We start from the raw sequence: 14,254 nt of genomic DNA, 5'->3' as shown, positions 1-14,254 counted from the left end.
ATGATGAAAATCACTCAGTTACATATTTACGGATATGGAAAGTTGATAAACAAGGTTTATGCTATAGAGGATCTTCAACTATTCTTTGGTGAAAATGAGGCGGGGAAGTCGACCATCATGTCATTCATCCATAGTATCCTGTTCGGGTTCCCAACCAGGCAGCAATCTGAGCTTCGTTATGAACCGAAGGAATCCACGGAATATGGCGGAAAGATCCTATGTGCCTCGGAAAAGCATGGGAAAGTCAGCGTTGAACGGATAAAAGGGAAAGCAGCGGGTGATGTAACCGTTCAATTTGAAGATGGAACCTCAGGAGGGGAAGAGGCACTGCTGGATTTGTTGGGCAGTGTGGACAAAACGACTTATCGGAATATCTTTTCATTTAATCTTGATGGGCTGCAGGATATACATAAATTGAAGAAAGAAGAACTGAATCGTTATTTATTCAGTGCTGGCTCTACCGGTACCGACCTACTGCTGCAAATGGAACAACACTGGCAAAAAGAACGGGAACTATTGTTCAAAAGATCGGGAAGAAAGCCTTTAATCAATACAAAACTGGGCGAATTGAAAGTTTTGGAAAAGAACGTTGCGGAAGCCAGAGAAAAAAATAAACAATATGGACCGCTCCAGGAGGAAAAGCAGTCATTGGAGTCTGCCATTTCTTCAATGGAAGAAGAAAAAGAAGCCCTTTTAAAAGAAAAAGAAGTTTTACAAGTAATTGAAGAACAATGGGAGCCTCTTACTGAATTAGTTGCCACAGCCACTAAATTGGAGGCATTCGAAGATGTTTATTTCCCTCCTCAGGGGGCAGAAAGACTGAATGCTTTGAAAGCAGAGTGGAGGCAGGTTTCCTCCTATCTGGAAACCCTCGATTCCAAACAAAGGAAGCTCTCTGAAAAGCTTGAAGATACACAGCAGTCTTCTCAATTCATTTCTGAAAGCCATCAAGTCGAATCCATGCTGGCACAGCAGCCTGTCTTCATTAAGTGGAAGGATGACTTGAGTGAGTTAAACCTGGAAATCAGAGCATTGCACGGCGGAATAAAGGAATCGATGAGAGAACTCGATTTGAATGCAGCGGAAAAGGATATTCCTACCATCAATACCGGCATGGTGATGGGGGATCGGATCGAAAAGGCACTGCGGGAAAAAACAAAGTGTCAAAATGAACGGGAAACCCTCTTAAACCAGCTTCAAGAAGAAAAAGAAGCCATGTACATCATTGAACGAAAGTGTGATGAACTTGAAGAGCTTCTTATGGAAGAAGAAGAGTATCAGGCTTTGCAGAGAAAAGTGAAACAGCAGTCTTACAGCCGGGTTTCCCAGCAGCAGAAAATATGGGTCGAAAATCAGCTTGAGGAAGGAGAGAAAGAAGTTAAGGAAAAACGCAAATCTTTTTCCAGTCAGCTCTTGTACAGCTCCATCATAACTCTCCTAATGGCGGGTTTCAGTGCATGGGCCATCTTGAATGATTCTTCTATGTGGACCTTCAGTATTATGGTCATTGCCCTTTTGGCCATTAATCTATGGAAAACAAGACAGTATGTAAATGAAAAGCTGACCCATCTTGCAAATTTGAGGCGGAAAATCCGTGAATTCTCCGGGGGGGCCATCGAAGTTATGGATGAAGACGCTTCTCTTGAAACTTCAGAAAAAGTCATAAGGGAACAAATGGAGATTCGAAGTGAATGGAAGCAGCGAATCCTTCAGATGGAAGAACAAGGTGCGAAAATAGAAAAATTGAATAGGCAGGCAGAATCCATCAAGGCGAGATTGACCGCAGAACATCAATCAATTGAAAAAATGAAATCGGAGTTATATCTCCCAGCTGAATTTCCTGCTGAGTGGCTGAGAGACGCATTCGGGAAACTGAAAGAGCTGGTAAATTCGCATGAAAAATTACAGCGATTAATAGAGGAAGAAAAGATTCTTCAAGAGAAGATTGATGACTTCTCAACCAGATGTGAAGAATGGTTCATCCGGCATTCAATCACCCTTACAACGGTGGAAGAAGCATTCACGAAGATGAAAAGCATCATTCAGGATATTGAAAGAAATAAATTGATTCACGAGCAAATTCAGAGTGAAATAGAATCGCTTCGTCTGGGAAGAGAGCAATCTTTATCCCAGGTGAAAAAAATCGATGATGAGATCCATTCGTTGTTGGAAGAGGCAGGATGCAGGGATGAAGAAGAATTCCGCGCACTTTCACTGCAGTCTGAAGAGAGGAAAGTGCTGCTTGCTAGCTATGAAGGAATGAAGACAAGAGTCAATCAACAAACGTTGGACACATTCATTGGATTCGAATTCAAAGAAGACGTAACCAAAAGGCTTAATGGATTGGGACAAAGGATAAATGAACTGATTAAAGAAGTGTCCTCGTGCAGGAAGAGGATGGCATCGGTTGAGCATGAAATCAATCTGCTGGAAGAGGGCACGGGCTATTCGAGGCTTCTCCAGGAGTTTCAAGAGAAAAAGGCTGATTTGCGTGAATATGTGATGAAATGGTCCAAGTTTACCCTTGCCCGGGAAAGCCTCAAGAAAACCATTGATCATTATCAGCAAACAAAGATGCCGAATGTCATCGCGCTGGCTGAAGAGAATTTCTCTGTATTGACCGAAGGGATTTATCACACCATTCATGTCAGCGATGAAACAATAGAAGTAGAGCGAAAGGATGGCATGCGTTTCCAGGCTGTCGAGCTGAGTCAGGGAACGAAGGAGCAGCTTTACATTTCCATCAGATTTGCACTGGTCCGTTCCTTCAGAGACATCTATAAACTTCCGCTGCTGATTGATGATGGAGCGGTAAATTTCGACCGTGATAGAACGAATGCATTTCAAAAACTGTTAAGAACAATGGAAAAAGAACATCAAATCATCCTATTTACTTGCCACCCTCATATCAGAAGTTACTTTAAAGAAAATGAAGTGATTCTATTAGAAAAAGCCGTGGTGGTTTAAGCAAGGAAGACAATGAATCTATCATATATGTTATACTGAGACTGATTAAAAAGAGGACGGAGGATTACGATGACAGGAATCATGACATTCAATGCAGGGGAAACGGTCGACCTGCATCTGCTCATAAAACAGATGACAAAAGGTACAACAAATGCCGGAAAGCCATTTTTGACGCTTATTCTCCAGGATAAAAGCGGGGAAATGGAGGCAAAGCTTTGGGACGCCTCGGATCAGGATGAAAAAGCATTCCAGCCGGAAACCATTGTAAAAGTAATTGGGGATGTCCATAACTACCGGGGAAAAAATCAACTGAAAATAAAGCAGATCCGTCCTGCATCACCGGGAGATGGACATAAAATTTCAGATTTTCTCCAAACTGCACCGTTGTCGATCGATGAGATGACGAGCAAAATCACACAATATATTTTTGAAATGAGAAATCCAAATATACAGCGCATCACCAGGCACCTGCTTAAGAAATATCAAAAACCGTTCCTTGAGTATCCGGCGGCCACAAAAAATCACCATGAATTCGTATCGGGACTTGCTTATCATGTCGTCTCGATGCTGGACTTATCGAAGGCAATCGGAAGCCTTTATCCCTCACTGGATACCGACCTGTTGTATGCAGGAGTGATTCTGCACGATTTAGGGAAGGTTATGGAACTGTCAGGAGCCACTTCCACTACTTACACGATAGAAGGGAATCTTCTCGGGCATATTTCCATTATGGTCAACGAAATCGGGAAAACAGCTGAGGAGTTAGGAATCGAAGGGGAAGAAGTGATGATCCTTCAGCATATGGTATTGAGCCATCATGGAAAAGCGGAGTGGGGAAGCCCGAAACCGCCGATGATTCGTGAAGCAGAAATCCTTCATTACATCGATAACGTCGATGCAAAGATGAATATGCTCGACCGTGCCCTTGAACGCGTCAAACCGGGTGAATATACCGAAAGAATCTTCCCGTTGGATAATCGTTCTTTCTACAAACCTACTTTTCATAAATAATATAGTTGTGTAAAAAAGCAGTCCAGCTTGCTAGCCGGACTGCTTTATTTTTTTGATGGAATACTGCTTTTTAAAAGGGAAACCTCTTTACATCACAAGTCCAAATATTTTTTGAAAAATCACTTCGAACAGCTCTGTAGAGGCTCTATAACCAAGTGTATGACAATGCGAATGATTTATTGTGCCGCCTTTTCGATAATCGTGCCGGAATCCAAATAATTGTGCCACTTGTTAAATTATCTCTTTACCTCTTGACTCCCGGAACAAAAAGGACTGGTTTCCCGGCATATATGGGGTCTATATCCCTGGCTTCCATATTAATCTTCAATAATAGGTTATGTTTCCGACAGGCAGCTCATATAGTATCAATAAGAGAGGACAAACTATAAGGAGATGAAATAAATGACTCTACCAATTTGGATGTACTTCGTTGTGGCAGGAATCTTCGCAAGCGCCTTTATGACAATCAAATCAGCTAAGGAAGAAAAACAGATGGAAGTAGAATGGATTGAAAAAGAAGGGGAAGTGTACATCTCCCGGATGCAGGATGAGAAAGAACGGAGACGTCAATTTTCTTAAAATAAAAAAGAAGCCTGAAGGGGTGTATATCTCCTTCAGGCTTCTTTTTTATATATTATTATTCAGCAGCCGGCTTCTCTTCACTCTCAGGAGCAGGAGCAGGTGTTTCACCGTTTTCTGGTGCTGCCGGCGGATTCAATACTTGATCAAATGATTTTTTCAGATCTTTGTCTTTAATATTCAGGTCAGCTTTTTCAATCTCGCGCTTCATCGCTTCCTGGATTTTTTGAGGATCCACTTTTGAAAGTTTCAGTTCTTTCTCAAGCTCCTTCTTCATTTCATCAAATGACTTCTTTTCTTTTTTATCAGTGATTTCAATGATATGGTAGCCGTATTCCGTCTTGATTGGCTCGCTGACTTTCCCTTTTTCTAAAGTATCAAGAGCTTTTGAGAATTCAGGCACAAAATTTTGACGTCCCGCATAATCTACCCATCCAAGGCTTCCGCCATTTTCGGCAGAACCGGGATCTTTTGAATATTCCTTAGCAAGTTCTTCAAAGTTACCGCCGTCAGACAGTTTTTGTTTTACTTCCTTTGCAGTTTTTTCGTCATCTACAAGGATGTGCCGGACTTCAATTTCTGGTTTCCACTTCTCATAATATTCTTTTAGTTCTTTTTCAGAAACTTTCACGTCAGAGGTAGCGGCTTTTTCCTGAAGAAGCTGCAGTTTCAGGTAATCTTTGAATGATTTTTCATCAAGATTGTACTGCTGCAGGAACATATCGAATTGCGGTCCGAGCTGGTCTTTCGCTTCATTCAATTTCTCATCGACTTCTTTGTCGCTGACTTCGTATTTATCAGACAGGACTTTAGTGTAAACGAGTTCCTGAAGTGCCTGCTCCATTTGAGGGGTGAATTTTTGCTTCATAGATTTGTATAATTCATCTTTGGTGACATCTCCGGCTTTCGTCGTTGCAACTACGTCATTGTTGTCTGCACCGTCTCCGCTGCAGCCTGCAAGTCCGATCATCCCGGTTGCAAGGGTCACTGAAATAATCCATTTTTTCATGCTGAACATCTCCTAGTATATAGATTGTTACGACTTGTCAAAATTCTACAACCCATACTATATCACACTTTTTCCATTTAAAAAAATCTTTTCCAAATTTAACTTTAGAAAAATGGGCATTTTACACACCCATTTCCCAGGTTCCTTCATATGATAAAAGCGAATAGAGAAAAGGAGGTAATAAATATGAGCTGTGGATACAATTCTGGATTTGCTTTAATCGTAGTGCTGTTCATCTTATTAATCATCGTTGGTGCCGCGTATCTATATTAAAAAAATCAGAAATATGACAAATGCCTAAAACAAAAGGCGACTAACTTGAATAAGATAAATTAGCGCTTCAAAGGAGGTGGAAAGTTATGGGTAACGCATACGGCGGAGGTTTCGCGTTAATTGTTGTACTATTCATCTTGTTAATCATTGTAGGTGCAGCTTGGCTATAATTTAGCCTCGGAATAGTGCAGTGTTTCACCGGATAAGAACAAATAGGAGGGGCGTACTTTCAGAAAGGAAGCCCCTTTTACTAATTCTTTTCACCGGTGCTTTCCATAAATGAAAGGAGGAGCACATTATGTCTGGTGCTTACGGCGGAGGATTTGCTTTACTTGTAGTGTTGTTTATTTTGTTGATTATCATCGGCGCAGCGTACGTTTGCTAATCAATCTTTAATGATAAAAACCAGTCCGGTTTGGTATCGGGCTGGTTTTTTAGTGTGCGCAGGCTGAGCAAGCCGCCTCCGCATTTCTAATTGTCCGGCTGCAGGGCTTAGAGGCACATGTCATAAGCCAAACCGGCCAAGAAGGCAAAGAGCGCCTTCCCGTCCGGTTCGTCTTATGCCACCCGCCTCTGACCAAAGCCCTTCCGCATTTCTTATTGTCCAGCTCCGGCGGCTAGCCCCTCGAGGTCATAACTGAAAAATCCCCGAAGGCAAAAAGCGCCTTAGGGGATTTCCCAGTTATGCTTGTCGGGGCTGAGCAAGCCGCCTCCGCATTTCTAATTGTCCGGCTGCAGGGCTTAGAGGCTCGAGACATAAGATAAGCCGGCCAATAAGGCAAAAAACGCCTTTTTGGCCGGCTCATCTTATGCTTGTCGCCTCTGGGCAAAGCCCTTCCGCATTTCTTATTATGTATAAAGTATTTCTACGTATGAAGATACCAATAGTATGGTGATTAGAATGTTTATGGTTCTAAATACCTTTGGCTGGCGATCTTCAGGTATTTCTTTCTGCAGGCATAATGCGTTTGTCATCTTGTTTATATAAAACAAGATAAACACCGCAAAGACTAAAAACATGGAGATCATTCTAACCCCTCCCCGTTATCTCCTATAAATTATACGATACCAAAATATGAAACAGAATGGTAGAGCGAGTATTGCCGGAATATTGGTAATGAGTAAACGTGCAGAGCATTTATGCAGGCTTCGGCAGATTGGTCCAACATGTTTAATCAGTAAAGGTGATGGATGATCATAAGCCCTTGCCAGTCAGGCAAGGGACTTTTATCATCCTTACTGATAAATGAGAATTTCATATCCGTCTTCATTTTCTTCAATCAAAGCATTCCGTGGTGAGTCCAGCAGTTGTTTTGCATAAATAAAATCAATGGCACAAATTCCAGAGTGAAATGCCAATAAAATTGCAAAGTAATGAGAGTAATGCGGGAAATGGATACACCCGTAAAGCAGGACGCCGTTAATGACCAGGAATGGTGCAAACAGAGCCGCTATATACAAGTATTTTGAAATCGGACGATTGACTCTCAGGGTGACGATCGGAAGAAATATCAGCTTACGGTCCCATCTCCACCTCATCATTTTCACATATGGGAATATTGGCACCAAATGAATGAGCTTATGCAGTGGATATATGCTTATCAGTCCCAATAGAAAACCGGGCAAATGATTATCATAAAACGAACTCGAATACATTAATGTAATAGGTACGTATATAAATGAGAATACCATCATCATGATTATTGATGAAAGTAAAAAGACTCGGTAAAAGCCAAATTGTCTCTCTAGATTGATTGATTTCCAACAATGCATAAAAAAATCGCCTCCGTAGACGATGGTTTTGTGTTTAATATGAACGCTTTACATACTTTATTACGATTATGGTGAAAAATCAACACATAATTCGAGATTTTTTAAAGGAAATAAAAAGGAGATGAGTGAAGTGTCTATGTGATGTGTTGAACAATGCCGGAGAAAAGCAAAAAAGCGGAAAGATTTTTATATGTACTCCGCTTTTTGTTGAATGTTCAGACTGATTAATCTTTTTGCAGGGGCTCTGGAAGTTGGATAGCTGCATGGCCCTGGGAATCAATCAATTACTGATATGCACCTACCTAGTAGACAACAGGCAAATAATTAAGCAAGTTCTTCGTTGCTTTCAAATAATTCATTTAGCTTTGAATTATCCTCACCGAATTCACTATCGATGTTATGGAATGATTTTTCAAAGATCTCCATAAAATCATTACCGTAAATATTACGGACAACAGACATCATTTCTATCATTTCAGGAAATTTACCATACAGTTCTTTCAATGGGGCAACTCCCTGGAAAATCGAATGTGTCTCCGGTTTATAGTTTTTCATAAGTTCGAGAAGGATTTTTTCCCCTTTACCCGTAAGCTGGATATAAGTGTTCCTTTTGTCATTATCCCGCTTGGAGAATTGTAGCAGTTCCCGTTCCTCAAGTTTTTTTGAAAAGTTGAATGCTGTTGATACATGCATGACCCCGAATTTTGCCACATCTGAAATCGATGCACCCTTAAGATGATAAGCAATCCAAAGGATATGGTGTTCGTTGATATTTAAATCATAGGGCTTGATCCATTGCTGCCAGTCTTTTTCAATGGCTTTCCACAGAGCTTTGCTCAGCTGTGCCATGCGTTGACTGAAGATGATCGCCTCTTTCAATGAATATTCTCTTTCTTCCATCCCTTACACCCACTTTGTTAGAAAATCTTTTTCTTTGTTTGCGCATGCCCCTTATTCTTACTTTAACAGCTACCGATTATAAGAAAGCGCTTTTATATTATTATGCCAATAAAATAAAAATTAATAAAGGATAAATTGACAAAATTTTTTGAAGTATGTGTTTTTCTTTTGCCGGTTTTTCATTCCGAAGTTGATTTCCGTGGAAGACTTCGCTTTCCGCGGGTGACCCGTGAGCCTCCTCGTCGCTGCGCTCCTGCGGGTTAGAAATGAGGAAGGCTTTGTTCAGAGGCTTATGACATGTGCCTCTAAGCCCCCCGAGCTGGACACGTCTCACATCAGTCACTTCTCCCGCAGGAGTCTTCGTCTTCCACTACAATTCAACTGCTGGATCCGGAAAAACATTTTTACTTATAAGGGGTGGTAATCTCTAAGGCAGAATAAATTCAACCTAATAAAATTCAGTTATGTAATGAGAAAGAAGACCCTGGCTGCATTGGTTTACCGTGCAGCGTTGAAGGTCTTCTTTCTTTGGGTTATATTGCGGTTTAGTTTTTGTTGCTCGTGTTAAGTGAATTTTCGAGTTCTTCGATTTTGGTTTGGATGAGCTTGATTTCCTGTTGAAGTTTTTGGTTGTTTGGTTCGGTTGATGCCTGCCATTGTTTGACAGAGGATTGCAGATCTTTGGAGATCTGCTGGACCGTTTCTTTGCCTTCCTGGGAAAGGGTGCTTATGGAATCCTTAAGTTCCCCCAGATGTACTTTCATTTCTTCAAAAACCTGGCTCCAGTCTTCTTTCTTGCTTTTGATCTGGCTTCTCAGTTCCCGGCCGGAAGATGGGGTTGAAAGGAGGGAAGCAACACCCCCGACCACACCGCCGATAATTAATCCATAAGTAAGAGATTTTACTTTCATTAGAATCACCTCGTTATTCTATAATACTACCTTCTACAAAAAACATGTATAATCCTTTTCCCTAATGAAAAGGAAAGGAAACAAGTAATTTCATATCCCCGTTCCATGCCGCATAAAATGAATGTTAAGAGGCGGTGCAGAGGAGGGGTGAGGAAATGGACGGGATCATTTTCGGTTTTTTTGCACTTAGCGGTGTTTTATTTTTAAGTATGGTTTATAATTTCATCGGAATTCAGAGGCCCGGTATGTATCCCCCTAAGAATATGTTGAAAAAGAGAGCGGCAATGCTTGGATCTGGCGGGGTGATTTCTTTCTTGATCGGTATCTTATTCTGGTTTGCTGCGTGAAAGAAAAGCGGAAGGGTTTTGCTCAGAGACGGGTGGCATAAGACGGACCGGACGGGAAGGCGTCCTTTGCCTTCTTGGCTGGTTTGGCTTATGACATGTGCCTCTAGCCGCGGGAGCTGGACAAAAAGAAAAGCGGAGGCGGCTCGTTCAGCCCCGGCGACCATAAGATTCGAAGGTATAATACAAAAAAATGCCTGTATTGCAGATGCAACACAGGCATTTTATTTCATGAAAGTTGTTCAGAAGTTCTTACTTCTTTCAGGTTTGATCGTTTCAAAATGGAATGAATGATTGGATAAACGACAAACATGGCACCGGCATTCACGAGTGTTGCAGGCAGTACGACAGCTGCAAACAATGCAAAGAATGCTCCTGGAAGTCCTACGATTACATATGCCGAAAGAAGGAATATACTTCCGGATACAAGGGTACCGGCAGCAGTCAGCACGGAAGCACCTATGACTGAACGTGTGACCTTTTGGGTAGCCAGGAATAATCCGTAGAACACAAAGGCTGTGATTGGTTTATCAATCAGGTTTGGCAGGAATCCGCCTGGAAATTGGGTCGTTAACCCTGAGATTACTCCTGTCAGCACTCCAAGCAGTAATACATTCTTTTTGGCTGGGAACAGGATGATGCCCAAGAACATCATGGTAAGCATCATATCAGGTTTCATTCCTAGGAAGAATCCCGGTATGACCGTATGCAGGACGGCTCCGATCCCCACTAATAATGATAGGGATACTAATGTTTTTGTATTCATTTCTCATCTCTCCTCAACTAATCTAACTTTTGTCCCCTCCTGATGTGCACTCATTGCCATCAGCGAAAAGATAGGTACATTATAACACAGGTGGATATTGTGTAAAAGAATTAATTTGTTTAACTTTCTTATTACCGCTATTGATTTCCGTGCAAGACTACGCTTTCCGCGGGTAGCCCGTGAGCCTCCTCGGCAAGCCTGCGGGAAGAAAAGCGGAGGGGCTTTGAAGAGAGGCGGGTGGCATAAGACAAATCGGCCACGAAGGCGTTCTTTGCCTTCTTGGTCGGTTTGTCTTATGACATGTGACTCTAAGCCCCGCAGCTAGACAGGTCTCACTTGTCCAGCTCCGGCAGCTAGAGACTCGAGACATAAGCCATGCCATCCAAAAAGGCAAAAACCCGCCTTTCCGGATGCCCTGTCTTATGCTTGTCGTCTCTGAAAGAGCCGCCTCCGCTTTTCTTATAAGCTACTCTTCCCGCAGGAGTCTTCGTCTTGCACTCCAATCAACCGCTGGCAACAAACATTAACCAATAATAATTCATACACGGTTCTTACCAAAAAGCACAAAACATCCGTAGAAATGTTCCCGGATGTTTTTCAGCTAATTATGAAATATGTTTTGAAATGGACTCTGCAATTCCTTTTAAATCATCTGTGCTGTAGTCGTCGTTGTGTGTCTTCCAGACAGCTCCGAAGCCGTCTCCCTGGCCGTAGCGGGGGATGAAATGCATGTGGAAATGGAAGACGGATTGGCCGGCCTGCTCACCAGTGTTATTCAATAAATTGAATCCGACCGGTTCAAATTCCGCTTTAAGTGCATTTGCGATCTTCGGTGCGACGGAGAACAGGTGACTTGCTGTTTCAGCTGACAGTTCGTAAATATTTTCTTTATGTACTTTTGGAATCAGCAGGGTATGACCCTTCGTAACCTGGCTGATATCCAAAAATGCCAGAACATGATCATCTTCATATACTTTCATTGAAGGGATATCGCCATTGATGATTTTGCAAAAAATACAATCGCTCACAATATTTCCACCTTTCAATCATGTGATTTGTTGAGATTATTTTATCACGAATGGAAAAAGAAAGAAAAGGAAAGAAGAGACAGGAACGGTTTTCCTGCCTCTCTTTGAAGGGGTACTTCTAAAGGTTTATACGTCAAGTTTCCTTTCTTTGATAAACACCTCATTTGCTTGTCAGCGTAATCAGAGAATCCATTCATTTAAAGAATGAACTTTTTGCAATGCGACCATCCCCTATTCTTTCAGCTGGTAAGCTTAAGACAATAGAAACTGTATGTGGTCTGCGACAAACACCTCATTTAGCTTTAAGCATGATTTGTGCAATCTGGAAAATGAATGACTTTGTTCAAAGTGACCATCCCCTTATCTTTTCTAGCTGAAAAGCTGTACAAGATAATTGATTTTAGTCAAAATGTTCTTTAACAAACACCTCATTTATCAAGTTTGTGATGAAATGAATCGGTGAGTGTGTCATTCACTATGGAAGACGACTATCCTTTAAGTCGCAAACAATAGTGAAATCGGTAAACTGGTCTTTAACAACCACCCCGTTTTACTTATTGCTGGCCCCTTCAAAAATTAGAATGTGCAGAAGCGGCAATATGTATGAATACTAATTATTGGAATAGCTCACTAAATCACGATGCCTTTAGGACGGAATTTTGCTAAAATAGAGTCAAACCATGTAGAAGAGAAAGGACGTTGCTGCCCATGGCGTTATTAGAAATAGATCATCTTGTTGGAGGCTACACCCGAAAGCCTGTTCTGAAGGATATCAGTTTTTCAATTAATTCGAATGAGATTGTCGGGCTTATCGGCTTGAATGGTGCCGGTAAAAGTACGACAATCAAGCATATCATCGGGTTGATGGAGCCGAAGCAGGGAAAGGTTGCCATTAACGGACATACATTAAAGAAAGATGCCGATCAATATCGTAAACAGTTTTCATACATACCGGAAACACCCATTCTCTATGATGAATTGACTCTTGAGGAACATCTTAAGCTGACGGCGATGGCATATGGCCTCACCGAGGACGAATACAATCTAAGAATAGGAAGGCTGCTGAAGACGTTCCGGATGGAGAAGAAGCTGGGCTGGTTCCCTGCCCATTTCTCCAAAGGAATGAAACAGAAAGTGATGATCATGTGCGCATTTCTTATCGAACCGAGCCTGTATATTATCGATGAGCCGTTTGTCGGCCTGGACCCGCTCGCCATCCAGTCGTTATTGGATTGGATGGAAGAAATGAAAAAGAACGGTGCCGGTATTTTAATGTCGACACACATCCTTGCGACAGCTGAGAGGTACTGTGATTCATTCATCATCCTTCATGAAGGCAGGATCAGGGCCAGGGGGACATTAAAAGAATTGCAAACAGAATTCTCCATGAGAGGCGCTACCCTTGATGATATATACATCCAGTTGACAAAGGAAGAAACCGATGATGAATAACGTGGAGAGTATCTGGAAGAAACGTGTTTTAGAATACAATCAGGAACTTCAGAAATATCTCAAGTATATGTTCAATGATCATCTGCTCTTCGTTTTGATTTTTGCGTTGGGCGGTGCTGCCTTCACATATAACCAGTGGGTGAAGACGCTCGATCCTTCGTTTCCGGCAGCCTATATTATGGCAGTGATTTTTGGGCTGGTCCTTGCATGGAGCCCGGTATACACCTTTTTGAAGGAAGCGGATGCGGTTTTCCTCCTCCCCCTTGAAAACAGGCTGGGCTCTTATTTCAGGAAGTGCATATGGATCAGCTTCATGTTTCAGTCGTATATCCAGCTCCTCATACTTGCGGCCATGATGCCCATGTATGTAGCTGTGACAGGGAATGGATTTAAAAGCTTTTTTCCGCTGCTTGCACTCGTCCTCGCCATAAAGGTATGGAATCTTTATGTACGATGGTTCCTCCTCAGGTTTCAGGAAAAAGAAGCTCACTGGATCGACAGCATCATTCGATTTCTGCTGTCCGGTTCCTTGCTGCTCCTGGTGTTATCCGGATCCTCCATTGTCTTGATCCTGGCAGTGGCCGTGGTCATGGCAGGTTATTTATTTTATTTTTTCAACGCTGCAAAAAAGAAAAATTTGAAATGGGATCTGCTGATTCACCTAGAGCAGCAGAGGATGCTGATGTTCTACCGGATCGCCAATATGTTCACCGATGTACCGAAATTAAAAGGGAAGGTGCACAGAAGGAAGTGGCTGGATTTCTTAGTCAAAACGGATTTTTCCCAATCATCGACCTTTAGGAATCTTTATCTCCGCTCTTTGGTCAGGACTAGTGAATTCTCGGGATTATACATCCGGCTGACATTGATCGGTGCCATCTTGATCTATACAAATCAGTCTTTTATAGTCAATATCCTGACCGCTCTGTTATTCCTGTATCTGACAGGATTTCAGCTCGTACCGCTCTATAACCGGTTTGACTACAAAATATGGGTGCTGATCTATCCGGTTCCGCCCCAGTTGAAAACATCGTCGTTCAAGAAAGTATTAAATCAATCGATGATGATCCAGGCAGTCATCTTTTCCCTTCCGCTCCTTATGAAAGGTATGTTGGTGGAAGGAGTCATCATTCTCCTGGCTGGATTCATTTTCTCTTTATTATTCAGTCAATACTATGTGGTTCAGAGGCTCAGAAAAATGGACAGCAGTTTATATCTTTGAAACCTCGGGGGGTGCTTCT

At 42.0% G+C, this 14,254-nt stretch carries 16 protein-coding genes; 9 read left to right on the top strand and 7 right to left on the bottom strand.

The annotated features are described in order from the left end of the window. The 3 genes from BHE18_RS00245 (at position 1) to BHE18_RS00235 (ending at position 4,557) form a co-directional block, all read left to right on the top strand. The gene (locus BHE18_RS00245; protein ID WP_083573550.1) at positions 1-2,967 is read left to right on the top strand and encodes an ATP-binding protein; all 2,967 of its coding nucleotides are present in this window, start codon (positions 1-3) and stop codon (positions 2,965-2,967) included. A gap of 69 nt (positions 2,968-3,036) precedes the next feature. After that, on the top strand, positions 3,037-3,978 hold the full coding sequence (yhaM, locus tag BHE18_RS00240; RefSeq protein ID WP_071616766.1) for a 3'-5' exoribonuclease YhaM: 942 nt from the start codon (positions 3,037-3,039) through the stop codon (positions 3,976-3,978). Positions 3,979-4,380: 402 nt separating this feature from the next. Next, positions 4,381-4,557, top strand: coding sequence for a sporulation YhaL family protein (locus BHE18_RS00235; RefSeq protein WP_071616765.1), 177 nt, complete (start codon positions 4,381-4,383; stop codon positions 4,555-4,557). Positions 4,558-4,615: 58 nt separating this feature from the next. Here BHE18_RS00235 and BHE18_RS00230 read toward each other — a convergent pair whose 3' ends face one another. Then, complete coding sequence (locus BHE18_RS00230) at positions 4,616-5,566, bottom strand: peptidylprolyl isomerase (protein ID WP_071616764.1); 951 nt, start codon at positions 5,564-5,566, stop codon at positions 4,616-4,618. Between the two features lie 186 nt (positions 5,567-5,752). Between BHE18_RS00230 and BHE18_RS00225 the strand changes: the two genes are divergently transcribed. The 3 genes from BHE18_RS00225 to BHE18_RS00215 all read left to right on the top strand — a co-directional run bounded on the left by BHE18_RS00225 (position 5,753) and on the right by BHE18_RS00215 (position 6,224). Beyond that, positions 5,753-5,839: a YjcZ family sporulation protein gene (locus BHE18_RS00225; RefSeq protein ID WP_032089275.1), complete on the top strand. Its 87-nt coding sequence runs from the start codon at positions 5,753-5,755 to the stop codon at positions 5,837-5,839. A gap of 86 nt (positions 5,840-5,925) precedes the next feature. Then, on the top strand, positions 5,926-6,009 hold the full coding sequence (locus tag BHE18_RS00220; protein WP_032089274.1) for a YjcZ family sporulation protein: 84 nt from the start codon (positions 5,926-5,928) through the stop codon (positions 6,007-6,009). Between the two features lie 128 nt (positions 6,010-6,137). Next, positions 6,138-6,224: a YjcZ family sporulation protein gene (locus BHE18_RS00215; protein WP_032089273.1), complete on the top strand. Its 87-nt coding sequence runs from the start codon at positions 6,138-6,140 to the stop codon at positions 6,222-6,224. Positions 6,225-6,688: 464 nt separating this feature from the next. Here BHE18_RS00215 and BHE18_RS23500 read toward each other — a convergent pair whose 3' ends face one another. From BHE18_RS23500 to BHE18_RS00190, 4 genes are all read right to left on the bottom strand, one after another. Then, on the bottom strand, positions 6,689-6,868 hold the full coding sequence (locus BHE18_RS23500; RefSeq protein ID WP_032089272.1) for a hypothetical protein: 180 nt from the start codon (positions 6,866-6,868) through the stop codon (positions 6,689-6,691). Between the two features lie 207 nt (positions 6,869-7,075). Next, positions 7,076-7,495: a DUF3267 domain-containing protein gene (locus tag BHE18_RS23495; protein WP_268876281.1), complete on the bottom strand. Its 420-nt coding sequence runs from the start codon at positions 7,493-7,495 to the stop codon at positions 7,076-7,078. 441 nt (positions 7,496-7,936) lie between these two features. Beyond that, positions 7,937-8,512 (bottom strand): HTH-type transcriptional regulator Hpr, encoded by a 576-nt coding sequence (locus BHE18_RS00200; RefSeq protein ID WP_071616762.1) that lies wholly within the window; start codon positions 8,510-8,512, stop codon positions 7,937-7,939. A gap of 545 nt (positions 8,513-9,057) precedes the next feature. Next, positions 9,058-9,423 (bottom strand): YtxH domain-containing protein, encoded by a 366-nt coding sequence (locus BHE18_RS00190; protein ID WP_071616760.1) that lies wholly within the window; start codon positions 9,421-9,423, stop codon positions 9,058-9,060. 155 nt (positions 9,424-9,578) lie between these two features. On the opposite strand from BHE18_RS00190, the gene BHE18_RS00185 reads away from it, so the two are divergent. Then, complete coding sequence (locus tag BHE18_RS00185) at positions 9,579-9,770, top strand: hypothetical protein (RefSeq protein WP_071616759.1); 192 nt, start codon at positions 9,579-9,581, stop codon at positions 9,768-9,770. Between the two features lie 226 nt (positions 9,771-9,996). Here the strand turns inward: BHE18_RS00185 and BHE18_RS00180 are convergent, their stop codons facing one another. Both BHE18_RS00180 and BHE18_RS00175 read right to left on the bottom strand, forming a co-directional pair. Then, on the bottom strand, positions 9,997-10,533 hold the full coding sequence (locus BHE18_RS00180) for a tryptophan transporter (RefSeq protein WP_071616758.1): 537 nt from the start codon (positions 10,531-10,533) through the stop codon (positions 9,997-9,999). Positions 10,534-11,138: 605 nt separating this feature from the next. After that, positions 11,139-11,561 (bottom strand): HIT family protein, encoded by a 423-nt coding sequence (locus BHE18_RS00175; RefSeq protein WP_071616757.1) that lies wholly within the window; start codon positions 11,559-11,561, stop codon positions 11,139-11,141. A 708-nt stretch (positions 11,562-12,269) separates the two neighbouring features. Between BHE18_RS00175 and BHE18_RS00170 the strand changes: the two genes are divergently transcribed. After that, positions 12,270-13,013 (top strand): ABC transporter ATP-binding protein, encoded by a 744-nt coding sequence (locus tag BHE18_RS00170; protein WP_071616756.1) that lies wholly within the window; start codon positions 12,270-12,272, stop codon positions 13,011-13,013. Further along, positions 13,003-14,235 carry an ABC transporter permease gene (locus BHE18_RS00165; protein WP_235860222.1) on the top strand — a complete coding sequence of 411 codons (1,233 nt, stop codon included), beginning with the start codon at positions 13,003-13,005 and terminating at the stop codon, positions 14,233-14,235. The genes BHE18_RS00170 and BHE18_RS00165 overlap by 11 nt, the downstream gene beginning before the upstream one ends. Positions 14,236-14,254 lie beyond the last annotated feature (19 nt).

Source organism: Rossellomorea aquimaris, from assembly GCF_001877785.1.
GTDB lineage: Bacteria > Bacillota > Bacilli > Bacillales > Bacillaceae_B > Rossellomorea > Rossellomorea aquimaris_A.
Note: the sequence above shows the minus strand (reverse complement) of the source record. Positions and strands in the feature narration are given on the sequence as shown.

Bases quoted from the DNA above. Each gene is read 5' to 3' on its own strand.
- BHE18_RS23495 (WP_268876281.1), bottom strand. From the start codon at position 7,495: ATGTATTCGAGTTCGTTTTATGATAATCATTTGCCCGGTTTTCTATTG.
- BHE18_RS00220 (WP_032089274.1), top strand. From the start codon at position 5,926: ATGGGTAACGCATACGGCGGAGGTTTCGCGTTAATTGTTGTACTATTC.
- BHE18_RS00185 (WP_071616759.1), top strand. From the start codon at position 9,579: ATGGACGGGATCATTTTCGGTTTTTTTGCACTTAGCGGTGTTTTATTT.
- BHE18_RS00215 (WP_032089273.1), top strand. From the start codon at position 6,138: ATGTCTGGTGCTTACGGCGGAGGATTTGCTTTACTTGTAGTGTTGTTT.
- BHE18_RS00200 (WP_071616762.1), bottom strand. From the start codon at position 8,512: ATGGAAGAAAGAGAATATTCATTGAAAGAGGCGATCATCTTCAGTCAA.
- BHE18_RS00180 (WP_071616758.1), bottom strand. From the start codon at position 10,533: ATGAATACAAAAACATTAGTATCCCTATCATTATTAGTGGGGATCGGA.
- BHE18_RS00165 (WP_235860222.1), top strand. From the start codon at position 13,003: ATGATGAATAACGTGGAGAGTATCTGGAAGAAACGTGTTTTAGAATAC.
- BHE18_RS00170 (WP_071616756.1), top strand. From the start codon at position 12,270: ATGGCGTTATTAGAAATAGATCATCTTGTTGGAGGCTACACCCGAAAG.
- BHE18_RS00245 (WP_083573550.1), top strand. From the start codon at position 1: ATGATGAAAATCACTCAGTTACATATTTACGGATATGGAAAGTTGATA.
- BHE18_RS00235 (WP_071616765.1), top strand. From the start codon at position 4,381: ATGACTCTACCAATTTGGATGTACTTCGTTGTGGCAGGAATCTTCGCA.
- yhaM (WP_071616766.1), top strand. From the start codon at position 3,037: ATGACAGGAATCATGACATTCAATGCAGGGGAAACGGTCGACCTGCAT.
- BHE18_RS23500 (WP_032089272.1), bottom strand. From the start codon at position 6,868: ATGATCTCCATGTTTTTAGTCTTTGCGGTGTTTATCTTGTTTTATATA.
- BHE18_RS00225 (WP_032089275.1), top strand. From the start codon at position 5,753: ATGAGCTGTGGATACAATTCTGGATTTGCTTTAATCGTAGTGCTGTTC.
- BHE18_RS00190 (WP_071616760.1), bottom strand. From the start codon at position 9,423: ATGAAAGTAAAATCTCTTACTTATGGATTAATTATCGGCGGTGTGGTC.
- BHE18_RS00230 (WP_071616764.1), bottom strand. From the start codon at position 5,566: ATGAAAAAATGGATTATTTCAGTGACCCTTGCAACCGGGATGATCGGA.